The organism is Gellertiella hungarica, assembly GCF_014197145.1.
GTDB lineage: Bacteria > Pseudomonadota > Alphaproteobacteria > Rhizobiales > Rhizobiaceae > Gellertiella > Gellertiella hungarica.
Genome location: NZ_JACIEZ010000007.1, coordinates 184,610 through 204,491, shown reverse-complemented (window position 1 = coordinate 204,491; position 19,882 = coordinate 184,610). Strand labels below are relative to the sequence as shown.

The 19,882-nt window shown below is 67.1% G+C and carries 19 protein-coding genes; 10 read left to right on the top strand and 9 right to left on the bottom strand.

What is annotated here, in order from left to right; all coding sequences use genetic code 11:
* Window positions 1-311: 311 nt before the first annotated feature.
* On the bottom strand, window positions 312-440 hold the full coding sequence (locus tag GGR23_RS23485; protein ID WP_281375750.1) for a hypothetical protein: 129 nt from the start codon (window positions 438-440) through the stop codon (window positions 312-314).
* On the opposite strand from GGR23_RS23485, the gene GGR23_RS16685 reads away from it, so the two are divergent.
* From GGR23_RS16685 to GGR23_RS16660, 6 genes are all read left to right on the top strand, one after another.
* Window positions 439-1,623, top strand: a complete 1,185-nt coding sequence (locus tag GGR23_RS16685; RefSeq protein ID WP_183367439.1) for an aminotransferase class V-fold PLP-dependent enzyme — start codon at window positions 439-441, stop codon at window positions 1,621-1,623. The genes GGR23_RS23485 and GGR23_RS16685 overlap by 2 nt on opposite strands.
* Before the next feature lie 10 nt (window positions 1,624-1,633).
* Window positions 1,634-2,593 (top strand): HpcH/HpaI aldolase/citrate lyase family protein, encoded by a 960-nt coding sequence (locus GGR23_RS16680; RefSeq protein ID WP_183367438.1) that lies wholly within the window; start codon window positions 1,634-1,636, stop codon window positions 2,591-2,593.
* A gap of 16 nt (window positions 2,594-2,609) precedes the next feature.
* Window positions 2,610-3,791, top strand: a complete 1,182-nt coding sequence (locus GGR23_RS16675) for a malate--CoA ligase subunit beta (protein ID WP_183367437.1) — start codon at window positions 2,610-2,612, stop codon at window positions 3,789-3,791.
* Between the two features lie 12 nt (window positions 3,792-3,803).
* Window positions 3,804-4,715 (top strand): succinate--CoA ligase subunit alpha, encoded by a 912-nt coding sequence (gene sucD / locus GGR23_RS16670; protein ID WP_183367436.1) that lies wholly within the window; start codon window positions 3,804-3,806, stop codon window positions 4,713-4,715.
* 131 nt (window positions 4,716-4,846) lie between these two features.
* Window positions 4,847-5,152: a DUF1236 domain-containing protein gene (locus tag GGR23_RS16665; protein WP_183367435.1), complete on the top strand. Its 306-nt coding sequence runs from the start codon at window positions 4,847-4,849 to the stop codon at window positions 5,150-5,152.
* A 166-nt stretch (window positions 5,153-5,318) separates the two neighbouring features.
* The gene (locus GGR23_RS16660) at window positions 5,319-7,013 is read left to right on the top strand and encodes a methyl-accepting chemotaxis protein (RefSeq protein ID WP_246365664.1); all 1,695 of its coding nucleotides are present in this window, start codon (window positions 5,319-5,321) and stop codon (window positions 7,011-7,013) included.
* 30 nt (window positions 7,014-7,043) lie between these two features.
* Here GGR23_RS16660 and GGR23_RS16655 read toward each other — a convergent pair whose 3' ends face one another.
* The gene (locus tag GGR23_RS16655; RefSeq protein WP_183367434.1) at window positions 7,044-7,508 is read right to left on the bottom strand and encodes an Lrp/AsnC family transcriptional regulator; all 465 of its coding nucleotides are present in this window, start codon (window positions 7,506-7,508) and stop codon (window positions 7,044-7,046) included.
* Window positions 7,509-7,621: 113 nt separating this feature from the next.
* On the opposite strand from GGR23_RS16655, the gene GGR23_RS16650 reads away from it, so the two are divergent.
* The 3 genes from GGR23_RS16650 to GGR23_RS16640 all read left to right on the top strand — a co-directional run bounded on the left by GGR23_RS16650 (window position 7,622) and on the right by GGR23_RS16640 (window position 12,163).
* A complete protein-coding gene (locus GGR23_RS16650) occupies window positions 7,622-8,827 on the top strand; it encodes a diaminopropionate ammonia-lyase (RefSeq protein ID WP_183367433.1) in 1,206 nt (401 codons plus the stop codon).
* A 112-nt stretch (window positions 8,828-8,939) separates the two neighbouring features.
* Window positions 8,940-10,415: an NAD-dependent succinate-semialdehyde dehydrogenase gene (locus GGR23_RS16645; RefSeq protein WP_183367432.1), complete on the top strand. Its 1,476-nt coding sequence runs from the start codon at window positions 8,940-8,942 to the stop codon at window positions 10,413-10,415.
* A 113-nt stretch (window positions 10,416-10,528) separates the two neighbouring features.
* Window positions 10,529-12,163 (top strand): FGGY-family carbohydrate kinase, encoded by a 1,635-nt coding sequence (locus GGR23_RS16640; protein WP_183367456.1) that lies wholly within the window; start codon window positions 10,529-10,531, stop codon window positions 12,161-12,163.
* Between the two features lie 15 nt (window positions 12,164-12,178).
* On the opposite strand, the gene GGR23_RS16635 is transcribed toward GGR23_RS16640, so the two are convergent.
* The 4 genes from GGR23_RS16635 to GGR23_RS16620 all read right to left on the bottom strand — a co-directional run bounded on the left by GGR23_RS16635 (window position 12,179) and on the right by GGR23_RS16620 (window position 15,542).
* Window positions 12,179-13,729, bottom strand: a complete 1,551-nt coding sequence (locus tag GGR23_RS16635) for a CHASE domain-containing protein (protein ID WP_183367431.1) — start codon at window positions 13,727-13,729, stop codon at window positions 12,179-12,181.
* A gap of 292 nt (window positions 13,730-14,021) precedes the next feature.
* Complete coding sequence (locus GGR23_RS16630) at window positions 14,022-14,465, bottom strand: hypothetical protein (RefSeq protein ID WP_183367430.1); 444 nt, start codon at window positions 14,463-14,465, stop codon at window positions 14,022-14,024.
* Window positions 14,466-14,476: 11 nt separating this feature from the next.
* A complete protein-coding gene (locus GGR23_RS23250; RefSeq protein WP_246365660.1) occupies window positions 14,477-14,872 on the bottom strand; it encodes a hypothetical protein in 396 nt (131 codons plus the stop codon).
* 49 nt (window positions 14,873-14,921) lie between these two features.
* Window positions 14,922-15,542, bottom strand: a complete 621-nt coding sequence (locus GGR23_RS16620; RefSeq protein ID WP_183367428.1) for a hypothetical protein — start codon at window positions 15,540-15,542, stop codon at window positions 14,922-14,924.
* 316 nt (window positions 15,543-15,858) lie between these two features.
* On the opposite strand from GGR23_RS16620, the gene GGR23_RS16615 reads away from it, so the two are divergent.
* The gene (locus GGR23_RS16615; RefSeq protein ID WP_183367427.1) at window positions 15,859-17,076 is read left to right on the top strand and encodes an NnrS family protein; all 1,218 of its coding nucleotides are present in this window, start codon (window positions 15,859-15,861) and stop codon (window positions 17,074-17,076) included.
* Window positions 17,077-17,094: 18 nt separating this feature from the next.
* On the opposite strand, the gene GGR23_RS16610 is transcribed toward GGR23_RS16615, so the two are convergent.
* Genes GGR23_RS16610 through GGR23_RS16600 form a run of 3 tightly spaced genes read right to left on the bottom strand, consistent with a single transcriptional unit; the run spans window position 17,095 to window position 19,880 of the window.
* Complete coding sequence (locus GGR23_RS16610; RefSeq protein ID WP_183367426.1) at window positions 17,095-17,982, bottom strand: branched-chain amino acid ABC transporter permease; 888 nt, start codon at window positions 17,980-17,982, stop codon at window positions 17,095-17,097.
* Window positions 17,983-18,006: 24 nt separating this feature from the next.
* On the bottom strand, window positions 18,007-18,723 hold the full coding sequence (locus tag GGR23_RS16605; protein ID WP_183367425.1) for an ABC transporter ATP-binding protein: 717 nt from the start codon (window positions 18,721-18,723) through the stop codon (window positions 18,007-18,009).
* Window positions 18,720-19,880, bottom strand: coding sequence for an ABC transporter substrate-binding protein (locus GGR23_RS16600; protein ID WP_183367424.1), 1,161 nt, complete (start codon window positions 19,878-19,880; stop codon window positions 18,720-18,722). The genes GGR23_RS16605 and GGR23_RS16600 overlap by 4 nt, the downstream gene beginning before the upstream one ends.
* Between the last annotated feature and the right edge of the window lie 2 nt (window positions 19,881-19,882).

The window sequence follows — 19,882 nt, the reverse complement described above, 5'->3', positions numbered from 1 at the left end:
TCGCTCCCTCTCGGGAACCGGCGTCCCGCCTGCCCGGCCTTTGCCGGCCCGGCACGCGACGCGGATTCCTCCCGATTGCCTTCCCGGTCCGGCCATGCCGGACCCGCCTCCTCCCCGAGGCGAAATCGGACAAAGGCTAGCACGGAGGAATTGCGACATCCGATCCGATTGCGACGCACCCTAGCCCCAATCCGATCCGCGCCGAAGCGCGCCGGAACGGCCCTTTGCCGGGCAACCGGAAGGAGAACCGGACGGGCGGCAAAACCCGCCGGATCGGGGCCTTTCGCCTCGCCGGACGGGTAGGAAAGGCCCTACTCGACACGGTTCGCGAAAGAGATTGGCGGCTCATCCGGGCGGGTGTTGCGGGTGGAGGCCGTGGGCGAAATCATCCGCTCCAGAAGCGCCAGATCTGGCGGCGCAGACAGACGGAGGATCTTCATGGCAGGCCATTCCCATCTCTTCATTCCCGGACCGACCAATATACCGGACGAGGTTCGCAGGGCGATGAACCTGCCCATGGAAGACATGCGCGCCTGGTCCTTCCCCGAGCTGACCCTGCCGATCTTCAGCGACCTGAAGTCGGTCTTCCGCAACGAGACCGGCCGCGTCTTCATCTATCCCTCTTCCGGCACCGGCGCCTGGGAAGCGGCGATGACCAACGTGCTTTCGCCCGGCGACCGGGTGCTGATGTCCCGCTTCGGCCAGTTCTCCCACCTCTGGGTCGACATGGCCGAACGCCTGGGCTTCGATGTCGATGTCATCGATTGCGAATGGGGCACGGGCGTTCCGGTGGAGCTTTACGCCGAGCGGCTGATGGCCGACCGGGAGCACCGCATCAAGGCGGTCTTCGTCACCCAGAACGAAACCGCGACCGGCGTGACCTCCGATGTCGCCGCCGTCAGGCGTGCGCTCGATGCCGCCCGGCACCCGGCGCTGCTCTTCGTCGACGGCGTTTCCTCGATCGGCTCCATCGACTTCCGCCAGGAGGAATGGGGCGTGGATTGCGCGGTCTCCGGCTCGCAGAAGGGCTTCATGCTGCCCGCCGGCCTCGGCTTCCTTTCCGTATCGGCCAAGGCGCTGGAGGCGGCACGGACGGCCCGGCACATGCGCTGCTACTTCTCCTTCGAGGACATGATCCGCACCAACGACACGGGCTATTTCCCCTATACCCCGCCGACCCAGCTGCTGCGCGGCCTGCGCGTGGCGCTCGATCTCATTGCCGAGGAAGGGCTCGACAACATCCATGCCCGCCATCACCGCCTTGCCGAGGGCGTGCGCCGCGCCGTCTCCGGCTGGGGGCTGAAGCTCTGCGCGAAGGAGCCGAAATGGCACTCCGACACGGTCTCGGCGATCGTTCTGCCCGAAGGGATCGATGGCGCGCAGGTCGTCCGCCACGGCCTCGTCCGCTACAACACCGCCTTCGGCGCCGGCCTTGCCAAGGTCGCCGGCAAGGTCTTCCGCATCGGTCATCTCGGTTCGCTCGACGAGGTCATGGTCTGCTCCGCGCTGTCGGCGGCGGAAATGACGATGCTCGATTGCGGCGTGAAGCTGAAGCCGGGCTCCGGCGTCGGCGCCGCGGTCGATTTCTTCCGCAACCAGCAGAGCCTTGCCAAGGCCGCCTGAGGAGCAAGCGATGAGCCACACCATTCACCACCTGCGCAAGCTGCGCGTCCAGCGCTCCGAGCTTGCGGTGCCGGGTTCGAACGAGGAAATGATCCTCAAGGCCGCCAATTCGGCCGCCGACTATGTCTTCCTCGACATCGAGGACGCCGTGGCGCCGCCGGACAAGGAGCGCGCCCGCGCCAACATCATCCGCGCGCTGAACGAGATCGACTGGCGCGGCCGGGGCAAGACCGTCTCGGTGCGCATCAACGGGCTCGATACCCATTACATGTATCGCGACGTGGTCGACCTGATGGAACAGGCCGGCGACCGTCTGGACACCATCCTGGTGCCGAAGGTGGGCGTGCCTGCCGACCTCTACATGGTCGATGCCATCTGCAACCAGATCGAGATGGCGAAGGGCTACAAGACCCGCGTCGGCCTGGAAGCGCTGATCGAGACGGCGCTCGGCATGGCCAATGTCGAGGCGATTGCCGCCTATCCGCACCGGCTGGAGGCCCTGCATTTCGGCGTTGCCGATTATGCCGCCTTCAACAAGGCGCGCACCGTCAACATCGGCGGGCTCAACCCGGATTATCCGGGCGACCAGTGGCATTTCGCGCTCTCGCGGATGACCGTCGCCTGCCGGGCCTACGGGCTTCGCCCCATCGACGGGCCCTTCGGCGACTTCTCCGATCCGGAAGGCTATCGCGCGGCGGCCCGCCGGGCGGCGGCGCTCGGCATCGAGGGCAAATGGGCGATCCACCCCTCGCAGATCGCGCTTGCCAACGAGGTGTTCTCGCCGCTTCCCGCCGAGGTGACGAAGGCGGAGCGGATCATTTCAGCGCTGAAGGAAGCGGAGGCCCAGGGCAAGGGCGCGGCCTCGCTCGACGGCAAGATGATCGATGCCGCCTCCGAGCGCATGGCGAGGAACGTGATCGCCACATCAGATGCAATCAGGGCTGCGGCCCAGGCCATCGCGGCCGAGTGACGACCGGGAGGAACCAATGGACATTCACGAATACCAGGCCAAGGAAATCCTGGCCCGCTACAATGTCGAGGTGCCGCGCGGCGGCCTCGCCTACAGTCCCGAACAGGCCGCCTACCGGGCGAGCGAGATCGGCGGCAGCCGCTGGGTGGTGAAGGCGCAGATCCATTCCGGCGCCCGCGGCAAGGCCGGCGGCATCCGCCTCTGCGCCAACGACAAGGAGATTTCCGAAGCCGCGGAATTCATGCTCGGCCGCAAGCTGGTGACGGCGCAGACCGGCCCGCGCGGCAAGCTCGTCTCCCGCCTCTATGTCGAGGAAGCGATGGACATCCAGCGCGAGATCTATCTCGGCTTCGTTCTCGACCGGAAGGAAGAGCGGGTGATGATCGTCGCCTCCGGCTCCGGCGGCATGGAAATCGAGGAAATCGCCGAGCGGGAGCCGGATTCGATCATCCGCGCCGTGGTGGATCCCGGCACCGGCATGATGGAATTCCAGGCGCGCGAGATCGCCTTCGGCCTCGGGCTCGACAATGCCATCATCGGCAAGGCCGTGCAGACGCTGATGGGGTGCTACCGCGCCTTCCGCGAACTCGATGCCTCCATGCTGGAGATCAACCCGCTCGTCGTCACCCGCGACGGCCGGCTGCTGGCACTCGACGCCAAGATGTCCTTCGACGACAACGCGCTCTTCCGCCGGCCGCAGATCTCCGAACTGCGCGACAAGAGCCAGGAAGACCCGCGCGAGACCTTCGCCTCCGACCGCGGCCTCTCCTATGTGGGTCTCGACGGGCGCATCGGCTGCATCATCAACGGTGCGGGGCTGGCCATGGCGACCATGGACATGATCAAGATCGCCGGCGGCGAACCGGCGAACTTCCTCGACATCGGCGGCGGCGCCTCGCCGGAGCGGGTGGCCAAGAGCTTCCGCGCCGTGCTCGGCGACAAGAACGTGGAGACCATCCTCGTCAACATCTTCGCCGGCATCAACCGCTGCGACTGGGTGGCGGAAGGCGTGGTGAAGGCGATCCGCGAGGTGGGCGTGCCGGTGCCGCTGGTGGTGCGCCTTGCGGGCACCAACGTGGAGGAGGGCCGGCGCATCCTTGCCGAGTCCGGCGAACAGATCATCGTGGCGGAGACCCTGGCGGAGGCCGCGGAAAAGGCCGTCGCCGCGTGGAAGAGCGTCACCAGGGCAGCAGCCTGAGGAGGAAGACCGATGAGCATCCTACTGAACAGCAAGAACCGCGTCATCGTGCAGGGCTTCACCGGCAAGATCGGAAGCTTCCATGCCGAGGACATGAAGAGGTACGGCACCAATGTCGTCGGCGGGGTCACGCCCGGCAAGGGCGGCACGACCCATCTCGGCCTGCCCGTCTTCAACACCGTGAAGGGCGCCGTGCAGGAAACCGGCGCGGACACCTCCATCGTCTTCGTGCCTCCGCCCTTTGCGGCGGATTCGATCCTGGAGGCCGCGGATGCGGGCATCAAGCTCTGCGTCTGCATCACCGACGGCATTCCGAGCCAGGACATGATCCGCGTGAAGCGCACCATGCGCCGGTATCGCTACGAGGACCGCATGCGCCTGATCGGTCCCAACTGCGCGGGCATGATCACGCCCGGGGAATCGCTTCTCGGCATCATGCCGGGCCACATCTACCTGCCGGGCCGGGTGGGCATCGTCGGGCGCTCCGGCACCCTCGGCTACGAGGCGGCGAGCCAGATGAAGGCCTATGGCATCGGCGTCTCGACCTCCGTCGGCATCGGCGGCGATCCGATCAACGGCTCCTCCTTCAAGGACATGCTGGAGCTTTTCGAGGAGGATCCCGATACGGATGCGGTGGTGATGATCGGCGAGATCGGCGGCCCGCAGGAGGCCGAAGCCGCTCTCTGGGCCGAAAAGCACATGACGAAGCCGCTGATCGCCTATATTGCCGGCCTTTCCGCTCCCAAGGGCCGCAAGATGGGCCATGCGGGCGCGATCATCTCCGCCTTCGGGGAATCGGCGCAGGAAAAGGTGGAGATCCTCAAGAATGCCGGCGTGACCATCGTGCCGACGCCCTCCTCCTTCGGGGAGACGGTGGCAAGCGTGGTGGGAACCGGCGCCGAAGCCCTGCGCGCGGCCTCGTGAGAAGGGCGGGAGGGCAGGCCGGCCGGCCTGCCCTCCCCCAGGATATCGGGCCCCCAGCGGAACAAACAATTCTTCTCCGGATTATCCATCCATCGCCATTCGGGCGATATTCAGCGATTGGAGAAGAGACAATGAAACAGCTTGCTCGAATGGCCGTCGCGGCCTTCATCCTCACCGGCGGTTCCTGTGTCGCGCTCGCGCAGGACGTCGTCATAACCACCGAGCAGGAGCCGGTGATCACCGAATATGTGACGAAGCACACGGTGACGTCCGTGGACGTGCCCGATGTGGAAGTCACGGTCGGGACCGCCCTGCCCGACACGGTCGAGCTTCACCGGATCGAAGCGCCTGACGTGAACTACGAATACACGGTCGTCAACGGCACCACCGTCATCGTCGATCCCGGCACGCGCAAGATCATCAAGGTCGTGCAGTAACAGGACCGGCTCCCGCCCTTCGCGGGAGCCGTCTTCCTTTCGGCTTGATATAAATTAAAGTATCCGTATACAATTAGTGCATTTTATACTTTTTAGTATTATTATAAATTACAGGTTGTGCACTCGACCCCCCTGTATACTTGTTTCGTCTCCGGGGCCTCTTCCCATGTTTCCTACCATCACCCGCAAATCCGGCCTGAAGCTCGAAGCGCTGCAGGCGATCCAGGCGAATGTCATGATCGCCGACCGGGATCTCAACATCACCTTCATGAACGAGGCGGTCATCGAGCTGCTCAAGGATGTCGAAGCCGACCTGCGCAAGGAGCTGCCGCATTTCAGCGTCGACGGACTGATCGGCAGCAATATCGACGTTTTCCACAAGAACCCGGGGCATCAGCGCAAGATGCTGGCCGCGCTGTCCGCGCGCCACGAGGCCACCATCACCATCGGCCCGCACGTCTTCGACCTGATCGTCACACCGTTGAAGCGCAGGGGCACGGTAACCGGTTTCGTCGTCGAATGGTCCAATGCCCGCGAACGCCTTCTCAATCTCGACTACGCAGCGCAGATCGCGGCGATCGGCCGGTCCCAGGCCATCATCGAGTTCACGCCGACGGGCGAGATCATCAGCGCGAATGCCAACTTCCTCAACCTGATGGGCTATACGCTGGACGAAATTCGGGGCCGGCCACACCGGCTGTTCGTCGAGCGGGACTATGGCGAGAGCGCCGAATACGCCGCCTTCTGGGCCGGGCTTGCGGCAGGCCAGTACCGGGCTTCCGAATTCCGGCGCTTGACCAAGGATGGCAGCATCGTCGTCATTTCCGGTTCCTACAACCCGATCTTCGACCAGAACGGCAAAGTCGTGAAGGTGGTGAAATTCGCCAATGACGTAACCCGGCGCGTCAATACGGTGAATGCCCTCGGCGATGCACTGACGCGCCTGTGCGCCGGGGATTTCGGCTTCCAGCTCGAGGAGAAGTTCGCGCCGGAATTCGAGCAGCTCCGGGAGGACCTGAACCGCTCCGTCCGCCAGCTCAACGATACGTTCGTGGAGATCTCCCGCAGCGTCCGCACGATCAGCGACGGCTCGCACGACATCAGCGAGGCCATCCAGAATCTCTCCCGGCGCACCGAAAGCCAGGCCGCAACGCTTGAAGAGACTGCGGCCGCCCTCGACCAGATAACGGTGAACGTTTCCAACTCCACCAGCCGGGCCGGCGAGGCGAGCCAGGTGGCGGCGCGCGCGAATTCGAGCGCGGAGGAGTCCGGTGCGGTTGTTGCCAATGCGGTCAATGCGATGGGCCAGATCGAGGAATCGTCGCGCCGGATTTCCAGCATCATTTCCGTCATCGACGAGATCGCCTTCCAGACGAACCTGCTGGCGCTGAATGCAGGCGTGGAGGCAGCCCGGGCGGGCGAGGCCGGGCGCGGCTTTGCCGTCGTGGCGCAGGAGGTGCGCGAGCTTGCCCAACGCTCTGCCAAGGCCGCGAAGGAAATCAAGGACCTGATCCACTCTTCCGCCAGCGAGGTATCCCGCGGGGTACAGCTCGTCAGCGAAACGGGCGGCGCGCTGAAGGCGATCAATGAGCTGATCTTCGTCATCAACGATCACATGAAGGCCATTTCCGTCTCGTCGCACGAGCAGTCCTCGGGCCTCCAGTCCATCAATCAGGCGGTAAACACCATGGATCAGGGCACGCAGCAGAATGCAGCGATGGTGGAAGAATCGAGCGCGGCCTCCGGTACCCTTGCCGTGGAATGCAACAAGCTGCTGGGGATGATCGCGCAGTTCCGGCTTTCCGAACGGGGACAGGCGGCGCAGGGGCAGTCCGTCCGCCTGGCGCGCAGCGCAGCCTGAGCATCGGGAGAGGCGACGTCCTCTCCCGTCTCATGCGCCGAGCGGCACCTCTAGCCCGGTCTTGATCCGGTCCATCGCGACCAGCGTGCGGAAGCGCTTCACATTGTTGTTGCCGAAGAACAGCCGGCGCGTCAGCGCCTCGTAGGCCGCCATGTGGGGCACGAGGATGACGAGCACGAAATCGGCGTCCCCCGTCACGTAGTAGCATTGCTGGATCTCCGGCGTGCGGGCGAATTCCCGCTTCGCCTCCTCGATCTGCGCCGCCGTCTCGCTGATCACCTCCACCTCGACGAAGAGGGTGATCGGGTTGCCCAGCGCGGCGGGATCGAGCACCGCCACATTGGCGCGGATTATCCCGGCTTCCGTCATCTTCGCGATGCGCCGCTGCACCGCTGGCGCGGACAGGTTGATCGCCTCGCCGATGGTGCGCTGCGGCGTCAGATTGTCCTTCTGCAGGATCGCCAGGATCTTCCGGTCGAAATCGTCAAGCTTCATGCGGTTCTCCTGACGCGCGGACGAAACAAAATTGCAAATGGCCCTCTCATATTCAGCGCACATTTCGCCGGTGCTGCAATATCTTTCCGCAAGACAGAGAGAGAGAGGCAGCCATGTTCCTGATGAATTCCCACCCCGACCACCACGCCCCGCTCGACCCGCGCGACTCGGAGATGCTCGGCGTTGCGGCGGCGACCGAGGTCGAGCGTTTCCTGACCTTCCGGGAGAACAGCGCCCCGACGCCCCTCGTCTCCCTTTCCGGGCTGGCGAGCCATCTCGGTGTCGGCAGCATCCACCTCAAGGACGAGGGGCAGAGGCTCGGGCTCGGCAGCTTCAAGGCGCTCGGCGGCTCCTACACCGTCATCCGGCTCGTCCTCGAGGAGGCCGGGCGCCGGCTCGGGCGCAGCCTCGACGTTTCGGAGCTCCACGATCCCGAAGTCAGGGCGGTGGCCCGCACCATGACCTTCGCCTGTGCGACGGACGGCAATCACGGGCGCTCGGTGGCGCAGGGCGCCGAGCTGGTCGGCGCGCGGGCGGCGATCTTCGTCCATTCCCATGTCAGCGACGAACGGGTGGCGGCCATTGCCCGTTTCGGCGCGGAGATGATCCGCGTCGACGGCACCTATGACGAATCCGTCCGCGAGGCCGCACGGGTTGCGACGGAGAACGGCTGGACCATCGTGTCCGATACGTCCTGGCCCGGCTACGAGCGAATCCCGAGCCTCGTGATGCAGGGCTATACGGCCATTGTCCACGAGGCGCTGAAGGCGCTTCCCGAGCCCCCGACCCATGTCTTCGTGCAGGTCGGCGTCGGCGGCATCGCGGCCGCGGTCGCCGCCCATTTCGCGCTGGCGCTCGGCAGCGATCGCCCCTTCTTCGTCGCCGTCGATCCCGCCCGCGCCGCCTGCATGGTGGAAAGCGCCAGGGCCGGCAGACCGGTCGCCGTGCCGCCCGGCGAGCCGACCGTGATGGCCATGCTCGACTGTTACGAGCCGTCGCTCGTCGCCTGGCGGATCCTCTCGCGGGTCGGCGATGCCTTCATGACCGTCGACGAGGAGGATGCGGTTGCCGTCATGCGCCGCCTTGCCAGCCCGCTTGGCGGCGATCCCGCCGTCATTGCCGGGGAAAGCGGCGGCGTGGGCCTTGCCGGACTGATGCGGGCCGCCTGCGATCCCGCGATCCGGGAGGCGCTCGGCCTCGGCCCCTCCTCCCGCATCTTCGTCGTCAATACCGAAGGCGCGACCGATCCGGCGAAATACGAGCACCATGTGGGCCTGTCGCCCACGGCCGTTCTCGCGCGGGCGGCGGAACCGGCCTGAAACCTGCCTTCCCCTCCCCGCCCCGGCAAAAAGAACGGGTCAGCATTGACGCCGGCGATATTGCCGGGGTGGTGGCTGCCGCTATACAAGCGAGCAACAGGAGTGAACCGCCATGCCCCTCTTCGATGCGCTGACCCGTCACCTCAAGCGGCCGGACCTCTTTTCCGGCATCGATCGCCTGCCGTCCCTCGGCACGGTCGGCACGGCGAAGCGCTTCGCGGTCTTCAATCCCTCGACGGGCGAGAAGCTCGCCGAGCTGCCGGACATGGGCGTTGCCGAAACGGCCGCCGCCATCGATCGGGCCTACGCGGCGCAGGAGACCTGGGCCGCCCTCACCGCCCGCGAACGCTCCGACACCCTGTGGCGCTGGCACCAGCTGATCGTCACCCATACGGAGGATCTCGCCGCGATCCTGACGGCGGAGATGGGAAAGCCGCTCGCCGAGGCGCGTTCCGAGGTGTCTCATGCCGCCGCCTATCTGCAATGGTATGCGGAGGAGGCAAACCGCATCTATGGGGAGACGATTTCCGCGCCCTCCACCGACCGGCGCATGATGGTGATCAAGCAGCCCGTCGGCGTGGTGGGCACGATCACGCCCTGGAATTTCCCGGCCTCGATGGTGGCGCGCAAGATTTCGCCGGCGCTCGCCGCCGGCTGCACGGTCATCCTGAAGCCCGCCGAGCAGACCCCCCTCGTCGCCGGTGCCATGTTCGCCCTCGCGGAACAGGCCGGCTTTCCCGAGGGGGTCGTCAATCTCGTCTATGCCTCGGAAGGGGATGCCATCGGGCGCGAGCTCTGCGGCAACCTGAAGGTCCGCAAGATCAGCTTCACCGGCTCCACCGAAGTGGGGCGGCTGCTCATGCGCCAGTGCGCCGATCAGGTGAAGAAGGTCAGCCTCGAGCTTGGCGGGAACGCGCCCTTCATCGTCTTCGACGACGCGGATGTGGATGCCGCCGTCGATGGCGCGATCCAGGCAAAGTTCCGCAATGCCGGCCAGACCTGCGTCTCCGCGAACCGGCTATATGTACAGGCCGGCGTGCATGACGAATTTGCCCGGAAGTTTGCCGAACGGGTGCGTGGCCTGACCGTCGGCGACGGTTTTGCCCCCGACGTGGCGATCGGCCCGCTGATCGACGACCGCGCGCTCGGCAAGATCGAGGCGCATATCGAGGATGCCGTCGCCAAGGGCGGCGCGGTTCGCTGCGGCGGCCGGCGGATCGGCAATGGCGGCACCTTCTTCGAGCCGACGGTGCTGACCGGCGTGACCGGCGGCATGCGCATCGCGCAGGAGGAAACCTTCGGTCCGCTCGCGCCGATCATCCGTTTCGAGGATCCGGAGCAGGTCGTGCGCGAGGCCAATGACACGATCTACGGTCTGGCCGCCTATTTCTACGCCTCGAACCTGCGCCGTGTCTGGCGGGTGGCGGAAGCGCTGGAATATGGCATGGTCGGCATCAATACGGGCCGCATGTCCTCCGAAGCCGCCCCCTTCGGCGGCATGAAGCAGTCCGGCATCGGCCGCGAAGGGTCGCGCCACGGGCTCGAGGACTATCTGGAGATGAAGTATATCTGCATGGGCGGCATCTGAGCGGGCAGCGGTGCTGCCTGCTTTCCGAGACGCGGAGTTTCATGCTAGACGAAACCGGCAGGCGGGCGCGCGCGCCGCCTGTTTCCGAGCCCGCCAGCATGGACCTCCGACCGATGCCATCCGACATCCCCAGGACTTCTGACAACGGCCCCTACCTGATCGGTGTCGACGTCGGCACCGGCAGCGCCCGCGCCGGCCTTTTCGACATGAGCGGGCGCATGCTCGCGGTCGCGAAGCAGGACATCGGCCTTTTCCGGGAAGCGGGCGGCATCGTCGAGCAGTCGAGCGCGGAGATCTGGCAGGCGGTCTGTGCCACGGTGCGGGCCGCCGTGGCGAAAGCCGCGGTTTCGCCGGATGCGGTGGCCGGCATCGGCTTCGACGCCACCTGCTCGCTGGTGGTGCTGGGCCCGGGCGGCACGTCGCTTCCCGTCGGCCCGTCGGAGGATCCCGCCCGCGACATCGTGGTGTGGATGGATCACCGCGCGGTGGAGCAGGCGGAGCGGATCAACGGCTTCGGCCATGCCGTGCTGGACTATGTCGGCGGCCGCATCTCGCCCGAAATGGAGACGCCGAAGCTGCTCTGGCTGAAGGAACACCGGCCGGCGGTCTTCGCGGCGGCCTGGCAGTTTTTCGATCTCGCCGATTTCCTCACCTGGAAGGCGACGGGCGATCTGGCCCGCTCGACCTGTACCGTGACCTGCAAGTGGACCTATCTTGCCCACGAGCGTCGCTGGGACCCCGGCTATTTCCACCAGATCGGGCTCGGTTCGCTGGCGGACGAGGGCTTTGCGCGCATCGGCACCCGCATCGTCGAGCCGGGAACGCCACTCGGCGCGGGGCTGACGCCGGAGGCGGCGGCGGCCATGGGTCTTCGCGCCGGGATCGCCGTCGGCGCCGGCATGATCGACGCCCATGCGGGCGGCATCGGCACGGTCGGCATCGGCGGGACGCCGACGGACAATCTCGGCTATGTCTTCGGCACCTCCTCCTGCACCATGACGTCGACGGAAGCGCCCGTCTTCGTGCCCGGCGTCTGGGGTCCCTATTTCTCCGCCATGGTGCCCGGCCTCTGGCTGAACGAGGGCGGGCAAAGCGCGGCCGGTGCCGCGATCGACCAGCTTCTGGCCTTTCACCCGGCCGCCGCCGAGGCGGCCGCGCGGGCGCGGGACGGCGGCACAGGCCTGCCGGCCTTCCTTGCCTCGGCCGTCCTTGCGCGCTGCCCCGACGCATCGGACGCCGCGAGGCTTGCGCGCGGCCTGCAGGTCGTGCCGGAATTTCTCGGCAACCGGGCGCCCTTCGCCGATCCCCATGCGCGGGCGGTGATTGCCGGGCTCGGCATGGAGCGCGACCTCGACAGCCTCCTCGCGCTCTACGTGGCGGGCCTCTGCGGCATCGGCTACGGGTTGCGGCAGATCATCGAGACGCAGGATAGCGCCGGCGCGTCGGTCCGGCGCATCGTCATCAGCGGCGGTGCGGGGCAGAACGATCTCGTGCGGCAGATCCTTGCCGACGCCAGCGGAAAGCCTGTGGTGGCGACCGTCTGCGCGGAGCCGGTGCTACTGGGGTCGGCGATCCTGGGCGCTGCGGCGGCAGGTCTTTTTGCCGATATCGGCGCGGCCATGGCCGCGCTCAGCCGTGCGGAGCGGGTCTTCGAGCCAGCGGGCGGAGAGATCGCCGCGCTGCATGCGGCCCGCTACGGACACTTTGCCGCCCTGCAGGGGATTGCCCGCTCCATGCGCGACTGCTGAGCGGCCGGGGAAACCTCACCCGGACGCCTGGGGGCTCGCCGGCTTCCAGGCAATCGTCTGACGGAAGAGGCCGGAGCCGACCTCGCGGCGGTATTCGCCGCGCAACTGGCGAACGATCACCGTGTCGAGCAGCTTCGTCCCGAAGCCGGCGGCTTCCTCGTTGAAGGTGAAGACGCCCTCTTCCAGCCATTCCACCGTAAGGCGGTCCGCACAGGTCCACCGGATATGGAGGCTTCCCGACGGGTTCAGCGAAAGGGCGCCGTATTTCAGCGCGTTGGTGAGAAGTTCGTGGATCACCAGACCCACGGCCTGCGCCTCGTTTTCCGTCAGCCGCGCGTGCGGCCCTTCGAGCGTGACGTGATCCTGGCGGCCCCCGATGGAGGAAAGTTCGGCCAGAATGAGGTCCCGCAGGCTGGCGCCATTGGTCTTGCCGGTGTCGAGCACGCTCTGCGCGGCGGCCAGCGCGATCAGCTGGCGCTGCAGCGCCGCCTCGAATTCTTCCTTGGATCCGGTCTGGCGCGCCGACATCCGGGCGATGGCCGACATCCGGGCAATGACGTTCTTCAGGCGATGGCGGGATTCGTCCAGCAGCAGAGCGCGCAGCTCCGCGGCCTTCTCGCGCTCGTGCAGCGCGCTCCGCTCGGCTTCCATGCGGCGCTCCTTCTGGAGAAGCAGGCGATGGGTGAGATAGGCCACGAGCAGCCCCGCGGCGATGACCGCCAGCGAGCCCCGCCAGGGGGAAGGCCTTTCGCGGAAGGCAAGGCCCACCTCCCACTCCCGGTCCGCCACATGGATCGGAAAGCTTTCCAGCGCGGCCCGGAAATGCGGATCCGCATCGAGCATCAGCGTTCCGGTCGCCTTGTCCGTCACCCGGACCGCGACGCCGAGATCCGTCGGCTTGGACAGGACCTCGCGCATGAAGTCGCCTACCCGGTAGGGGGCGTAGACGACACCATAGGCCTTGCCCTCCCCCCCGAGCCTGACGGGCGTGTAGATGAGGAAGCCCACCTGCTTGTCCGGCGTGATTTCCTGCATCAGCTTGACAGGGGCGGTGGCCGCCGATTTTCCGGACCGCACGGCACGGTCGATGGCATCCCGCCGCACCGGTTCCGAATACATGTCATAGCCGAAGGCCGCACGATTGCGGGGGTCGGGAGGCTCAAGCAGCACGATGGGGTAGCGCTCCGGCTGATCGGTTTCGGGCCAGATGCGCTGGCTCGCGCCGTAGAATTCCCGGAGCCGGCCGAGGGCATATTCGGTTTTCGCGCTCTCCTGCCGCACGGCAATGCCGATGCCCTGCATGCCCGAGACGAGCCCGTCGCCCGAGACGAGGGCGAGATACTGGCGCACCTGCGCAAGATCGTATTGGAGGTTGTCGGCGACCAGAAGCGCGCGCAGCGACGCGAGCACCTGCGTCTGGCTGACGATGCGCTGCTCGATGCGGTCCGCGACGGCACGCAGGTCCGCCCGGGTCTTCAGTTGCCCCACATATTCCAGCCCACCCGCGAGAATCATGCTTCCCGCAATGATGGCAGCCCCCGCCGCAAGCCGAGCCCAAGTCCCCATTCCCAGCCCTTCTGCGCGTCCATCGATGCTTCGCGGATCATTAGATATCCGAAACAAGCATGATAGGGCTACCGGAGAAATGCAACCACTGGCCGTCGCAATGCGACAAATGCGCCATGTGTGGCCGCCCTACAGCGGAGCGAAGCTTGTGTAAGGAGGGTCCGACCGCCTGTCCCTCGAGGCGGGTACGGGGGGAGGGCCGGGCGCGATGCTGCCGGGAGCAGGAACGGAAACGGGGGAGAGGGGCGCAGGTGATCCGTTAAACCCGCACCCCTCCCCTTGTCCCGCGGCCTTACGGCTGCGGAAGGGTCGTGCCGCTTTCGGTGGTGTTGATGATGGGCTTCTGGCCCGGCACGTGGGACATGGTGCGGGTGTTGCTTTCCAGCGCGCCGTCCTTGACCCGGGTCTTGGTCTTCGACTTGCTGAAGGTGCCCTGATCCATGGCCTGTGCCTTGGACTGGGCCTTCAGCTGGTTCGGGTTCTCGTTGACCTTGGTCTGCGTCCTGGCCTTGCCGTCGACAGCCGCGGCGCTGCCGCCGGAGGCTATGGAGGCATTGGTGCCGTCATCGGTGGCACAGGCACCTGCCGTGCCGAGCGTCGTTGCCGAGGTGCCACCGGCGCTGGCGGTGCCGCCCGTGCCGACGGTACCGGCCGCGTTGCAATCCTGTGCCTCAGCCGCGAGGGGCGCGGCAAGCGTGAAGGCCGCAAGTCCTGCGGCGAGCAGAGTGATCTTCATGTCGTGTCTCCTTATCGGGCGGGCCTGGTGATGACGCATGTGCCATCGGAGCTGCGCGTCACCACCGAACCATCGGGGCGGGTGGTGCTTGTCGACGAGACGGCCTTGGCGTCCGCGGTGCCGGACGTGCTGCTGGAGCCCGCCGAGGCCGAGGAGCCGGAGCTCGATGTGGCCGAATGGGTTCCCCCGCCGGTGGTGGTCGATGCACTGACCTGGCCGCCGCCCGCCGTCACCCGGGAGGACAATCCCGGACCGGCGGAATTCTCGCTTTCCATCACCGTGCAGCGGGTGCCATCCTCGAGCGTTTCCGTTTCCTCCGCGACGGCAGCGCCGGCGGCGGCAAGCGCAAGCGCAAGCGTCAGCACGAGTGCCGATGCGGGTCTGTAGATCTTGGGTGCCGAATTCATGTCGGGTCCTCCGGAGAGGCCGGCCACGGGCAGTGGCCGGCCGGGGGTGTTACTTGCAGGAACCGTTCTTCTTCTTGGACTGTCCCGGAGGGCACTTCTTGTTGCTCACGTCATCCTGGGCGGCGCCGGCTGCGCTGTTGGCGGTGCCGGTGGTGCTTGCCGAGTTGCCGTCGCCAGCGGTGGAACCGCCGGTGCCGACCGTGGAAGACGAGCCGCTGTCGTCACCCGAGCCGGCCGAAGAACCACCCGTTCCCACCGTCGAGGAAGAGCTGCCATCGCCCGAGCCTGCGGACGACCCGCCGGTGCCGACCGTGCTGCTGGAGGTTCCGCCGCCGGCCGAAGAACCGCCGGTGCCGATGGTCGAAGACGAGCTGCCGTCACCCGAGCCCGCGGCCGAGCCGCCCGTACCGACGGTGCTGCTCGAGGTGCCGCCGCCTGCGGACGAGCCGCCGGTGCCGATGGTGGATGCAGAACCGGAATCGCAATTGGTGGCGCCGTCGGCGCAGGCCGAACCCGACGACGAACCGCCGGTGCCGATCGTGCTGCTGGACGTGCCGCCACCGGCGGTGGAACCACCGGTGCCTACGGTGCTGCTGGACTGGGCGTAGGCCGAAAGAGCCGTGCCGGCGATGAGTGCTGCAGCCAGTGCAGCGCTTCTGGCGATCTTCATGTGTATCTCCTTGGCTTTCCTCTGATTTCCGATCGTTCGAGCTTCCGTGAAGCTGCCCCGACAACCCTCCGGAAGCCGCACCTGTTCCCCCGTCGGGACTTCAGTCTCATGGAGGATCGGACCTTCGTCCCGGACCCTGCAGCCGGAAGTCCGGCATCGGCTGGACAAGGGGCCCGGACCGGGGCGGAGCCGGCGGAACGGGCCGCGGGACTGCCGGAAAGCACCGGCATCGGGCGTGCCCTCCCTTCTTGTCCTCCGGCAAGGACAGGCCATCAGGTCCGTGCGAAGAAGGGGGCGAAACAGGGAAGGAGCCGGGATGAAGGCCGATCCGACGGAAGCGGGGGTCAAGGTGCCGCTATGGCACGCAGGCGGGCCGACGCCACAGGGACGCCTGTCGCCTGCGAGGGCTGCGCGCCTGCTCCTCGAAGCGCCGCACCGGCCCCTGTTTCTCCTTGCCGCGCTTTGCGGCGCTGCCGGCTCCGCCGTCTGGCTGCGGACGCCGGAAGGCGGCGAGGCGGCGGGCCTTCATGTCGGCCTGTTCCTGGGCGGCATGGCGCAGGCTGCCGTGACGGGCTATCTGCTCACCGCTCTTCCGGGCTGGACCCGCACCGCCCGCTTCGGGACCGGGACGAGTGCGCTCTTCACCCTTCTGTTCCTCGTCGCGCTCGCGCGGCTTCTCGGTCTCGTGGACGGGCCGGCCTGGCTAGCGGCCCTTCCCGCGGCGGCCGTCGGCGCGACCGCGCTCATCCGCTTCCTGGCAGGGGGCGGATGGCGCCGGGCTGCCGTCCTGCCGCTCCTTGCGCTGATGGGGGCCGGATGGGCGGGACTTCCGGAGGATGCCGCAGTACGGCCGGTCCCGCCGGTTGTCGCGGTCTTCGCGCTTGGGGGGCTGATCGCCCTTGTCGGCGGCCGGGCCCTCCCGGCCTTCGGCCGTTTCTGGCTGAAGGCAGATGGGGCAGCGTCCGGCCACGTTGGGCATCCGGCATGGGGGATCGGGGTGCTTGTGGCCGCCGGGGCCATGCATGCGGCGGGCGAGGACCGGCTCGCGGGGACCGCGCTTGCCCTGTCCGGCTGTCTGCTGCTTCTTGCCTGCTGCGGCTGGCCCTGGCGGATCGCCCGGCGATATGGGGCCCTGATGATCCTCTATCTCTCCTGGCTGTGGTTGCCGGCCGGGCTCATTCTCGCAGGCACGACCCTTGCCCTCCCGGAAACGCCGATCCTGCCCCATCAGGCGCTGCACGCGCTGGCCGCTGGCGCGATCGCCACGATGATCTACGGTTTCATGGCGCGTGCGGCGATGCGGCGGGAAGGCGGGCGGCTTCGCATCGGCGCGAGGCTGGGGACCGGATACGCCCTGATGAGCCTGTCGGCCCTCCTGCGCCTTTTCCTTGCGGACCCGGCCGGTCAGCCGGGGCTGCTTTTGGCGGCAGCCGGATCGATGTGTCTCGGCTGGCTTCTCTTTCTCGCCGCCTATCTGCCGAGCCTTGCCCGGCCCTCCCCCCGACCGGTCTTCAGCGCCGCCCGTGCGGGCTGAAGACGAAGGGGAAGGAGATCAGCTCCGCCGGCCGGTCGGCGCAGGAAGCAGGCCCTGCGGACGCACGAGCAGAAGCAGGATGACGAAGCCGAGCACGAATGCATCGCGGAACTCCACCATGCTCGGCGGCAGGACGACCTGGGCGAGCACCTCCACGATGCCGAGCAGCATGCCGCCGGCAACCGCGCCCGTCAGCGAGCCGAGGCCGCCGACGATGGTGGCAACGAAGGCCTTGAGCACGGGCACGAAGCCCATCAGCGGATCGACGGAACCGCGCTGCGCCACCCAGAGGAAGGCGGCGGTGGCCGCAAGCACCCCGGAGACAGCGAAGCTCGTGGCAACGACGCGGCCCGCCTTCAACCCGAGCAGGCGGACGACGTCGATATCCTCTGCCGCCGCGCGCATGGTGATGCCCATCACCGTGTGTTTCAGGAAGAGGTTCAGCGCAACGAGGGCAACCACGGTTATCGAGATCGACATCAGCGGGATGATGCCGAGATGGACCGAACCGAGATTGACCACCCCCGACAGCGCCTCGGGCATGGCGACCGCCCGTGGCCTTGCACCGATGGCATTCTGGAAGAAGGCCTGCAGGATCATGCTCATGGCGAAGGAGGTGATGAGAAGCCCGGTCATGTCGGCCTTGCGCATGGGGCGGAAGGCGACGCGTTCGATGCCCATCGCAAGGATCGCCACGGCGACAATGGCAAAGACGATCGCGAGCGGAAGGCTCACGCCCGCCGCCAGCATGAAGAAGATCGTGTAGCCGGCCGCCGTCATCAGCTCGCCATGGGCGAAATTGATGAGCCCGATGATCGAGAAGACGATGGCCAGCCCGAGCGAGAGCAGCGCATAGGTGCCGCCGAGGCTCACCGCATTGATGACATGCTGGAGGAGGAGATCCATGGTTTCAAAACCTCGGGCTACGGTTCAGGCGGAAAGATAGGCGGCCCGGATGTCCGGAGACGCAAGGAGATCGCTGGCCTTGCCCGATAGCGCCACCGCGCCATTGGCAAGCACCAGCGCGTGATGGGCGATTTCGAGCGCGCGGGACGCATTCTGCTCGACGAGCAGGATGGTGAGCCCCGTGCCGTTCAGCTTGACGATCAGCTCGAAGACCTGGTCGACGATCTGCGGCGCAAGGCCGAGCGAAGGCTCGTCGAGGAGCAGCAGGTCGGGCGCCGACATCAGCGAGCGGGCAATCGCCAGCATCTGCTGTTCGCCGCCGGACAGCAGTCCGGCCCGCTGGTGGTAGCGCTCCTTGAGGATCGGGAAGAGCGAGAGCATTTCCTCCCGCTTTGCAGCCGGATCGTGCTTGCCCTTGTGGGCGGCCCCGCCGAGCAGCAGGTTTTCCGCCACCGTCAGGCTCGGAAACACGCGCCGCCCCTCCGGAGTGAGCGCAATGCCGAGGCCGGAGCGCTTTTCCGCACCCAGGCCGGAGATGTCCGTGCCGCGGTAGGCAATGCGCCCCGTCGCCGGCGTCAGGCCGGACAGTGCCGACAGCGTCGAGGTCTTGCCCGCACCATTCGCCCCGATCAGCGCCAGGATTTCTCCCGGCGCGACCGAAAAGGAAATGCCGCGGACCGCCTCGACATAGCCGTAGCGGACATTCAGCCCCGCCACGTCGAGAAGCGGGCTTGCGGTCATGGTGCCGGAACCTTGGCGGCTTCCGGGACGACCGCCTCGACGAGGCTGCGCGCGCCGCCCTTCACCTCGACCAGCGAGATGGAGCGGACCGGCATGCCGGCCGTGCCCTTGTAGGTGATCGGACCCGTCACGCCCTCGACATTCTCGAGGTTGGCGATGGCATCGCGCAGGTCGCGGCCGCGCGGCGAGGCGGCGACCTTGGCGGCGGCGTCGAGAATGAGGCCGATCTCGTAGCCGTTGGCGATGTAGACGGTATCCGGCTCCTTGCCGGTCGCCTGCTTGTACTTGGCGTTGAAGGCCTCGAGGCTCGAACCCGGCACGGCAAAGCCCGCCGTGGTGTGGACGAGGCCGTCGGCGACCGAGCCGAGGGAGAGCGTGGTGGGCGTATCGATGCCGTCGGAGCCCAGCACGGGCGCGGTGACGCCGGCGGCACGCAGCTGCTTGATGAAGGCCGGGAAATCGGGCTCGTAAGCGGCGGTCATGATGACGTCGGGCTGCGGGTTCAGGCCCTTGATCTTGGTCACCTCTGCGCCGAAATCCTGCTGGCCCATGGTGTAGGTGGACTGCTCCAGCACCTTGCCGCCGGCGGCCTCGAAGGCGGTGGCGAAGTATTCCGGCAGCTTCAGCGTATAGGCGCTGTCGGCGGATTTCAGAACGTAGGCGCTCTTGTAGCCCTTCTTGGCGGCAAATTCCGCAAGCACCAGCGCCTGGGCATTGTCGGCGGGATAGGTGCCGAACATGAAGTCGCCGACGGCGGACGTGATCGTCGGCGTCGAGCCGCAGAAGGTGAAGGTCGGGATTTCCGCCCCTTGCGTGATCTGGCCGGCGGCAATCGAGGGGTCGGCGTCGCAGGGCGTGATGATGGCGTTGACGCCCTGGTCCACGAGCTCCTGCGCCGCCTGCACGGCAGCGGCCGTATCGGAGCGGGTATCCTTGATCTCGAGCTTCACGGGATACTTGCCGCCGAGGCCCCCGCGGGCATTGATCTCGTCGATGGCGAGCTTCAGGCCCGCCAGCGAGGGCTGGTCATAGGCGGCAAGGCCGCCGGTCTGCCCGGTCGCGAGGCCGAGCACGAAATCCTCGGCTGCGGCGAAGCCAGCAGTCGATGCGAGAAGCGAAAGTGCGAGCGCTGCGCGCCGGGTGTTTTTCCTGAGCATGG

Coding starts and splice junctions, on each gene's coding strand:
- GGR23_RS16645 (WP_183367432.1), top strand. CDS start 8,940: ATGCCCCTCTTCGATGCGCTGACCCGTCACCTCAAGCGGCCGGACCTC.
- GGR23_RS16600 (WP_183367424.1), bottom strand. CDS start 19,880: ATGCTCAGGAAAAACACCCGGCGCGCAGCGCTCGCACTTTCGCTTCTC.
- GGR23_RS16640 (WP_183367456.1), top strand. CDS start 10,529: ATGCCATCCGACATCCCCAGGACTTCTGACAACGGCCCCTACCTGATC.
- GGR23_RS16660 (WP_246365664.1), top strand. CDS start 5,319: ATGTTTCCTACCATCACCCGCAAATCCGGCCTGAAGCTCGAAGCGCTG.
- GGR23_RS16655 (WP_183367434.1), bottom strand. CDS start 7,508: ATGAAGCTTGACGATTTCGACCGGAAGATCCTGGCGATCCTGCAGAAG.
- GGR23_RS16680 (WP_183367438.1), top strand. CDS start 1,634: ATGAGCCACACCATTCACCACCTGCGCAAGCTGCGCGTCCAGCGCTCC.
- GGR23_RS16675 (WP_183367437.1), top strand. CDS start 2,610: ATGGACATTCACGAATACCAGGCCAAGGAAATCCTGGCCCGCTACAAT.
- GGR23_RS16650 (WP_183367433.1), top strand. CDS start 7,622: ATGTTCCTGATGAATTCCCACCCCGACCACCACGCCCCGCTCGACCCG.
- GGR23_RS16635 (WP_183367431.1), bottom strand. CDS start 13,729: ATGGGGACTTGGGCTCGGCTTGCGGCGGGGGCTGCCATCATTGCGGGA.
- GGR23_RS16615 (WP_183367427.1), top strand. CDS start 15,859: ATGAAGGCCGATCCGACGGAAGCGGGGGTCAAGGTGCCGCTATGGCAC.
- GGR23_RS16665 (WP_183367435.1), top strand. CDS start 4,847: ATGAAACAGCTTGCTCGAATGGCCGTCGCGGCCTTCATCCTCACCGGC.
- GGR23_RS16630 (WP_183367430.1), bottom strand. CDS start 14,465: ATGAAGATCACTCTGCTCGCCGCAGGACTTGCGGCCTTCACGCTTGCC.
- sucD (WP_183367436.1), top strand. CDS start 3,804: ATGAGCATCCTACTGAACAGCAAGAACCGCGTCATCGTGCAGGGCTTC.
- GGR23_RS23485 (WP_281375750.1), bottom strand. CDS start 440: ATGAAGATCCTCCGTCTGTCTGCGCCGCCAGATCTGGCGCTTCTGGAG.
- GGR23_RS23250 (WP_246365660.1), bottom strand. CDS start 14,872: ATGAATTCGGCACCCAAGATCTACAGACCCGCATCGGCACTCGTGCTG.
- GGR23_RS16605 (WP_183367425.1), bottom strand. CDS start 18,723: ATGACCGCAAGCCCGCTTCTCGACGTGGCGGGGCTGAATGTCCGCTAC.
- GGR23_RS16610 (WP_183367426.1), bottom strand. CDS start 17,982: ATGGATCTCCTCCTCCAGCATGTCATCAATGCGGTGAGCCTCGGCGGC.
- GGR23_RS16620 (WP_183367428.1), bottom strand. CDS start 15,542: ATGAAGATCGCCAGAAGCGCTGCACTGGCTGCAGCACTCATCGCCGGC.
- GGR23_RS16685 (WP_183367439.1), top strand. CDS start 439: ATGGCAGGCCATTCCCATCTCTTCATTCCCGGACCGACCAATATACCG.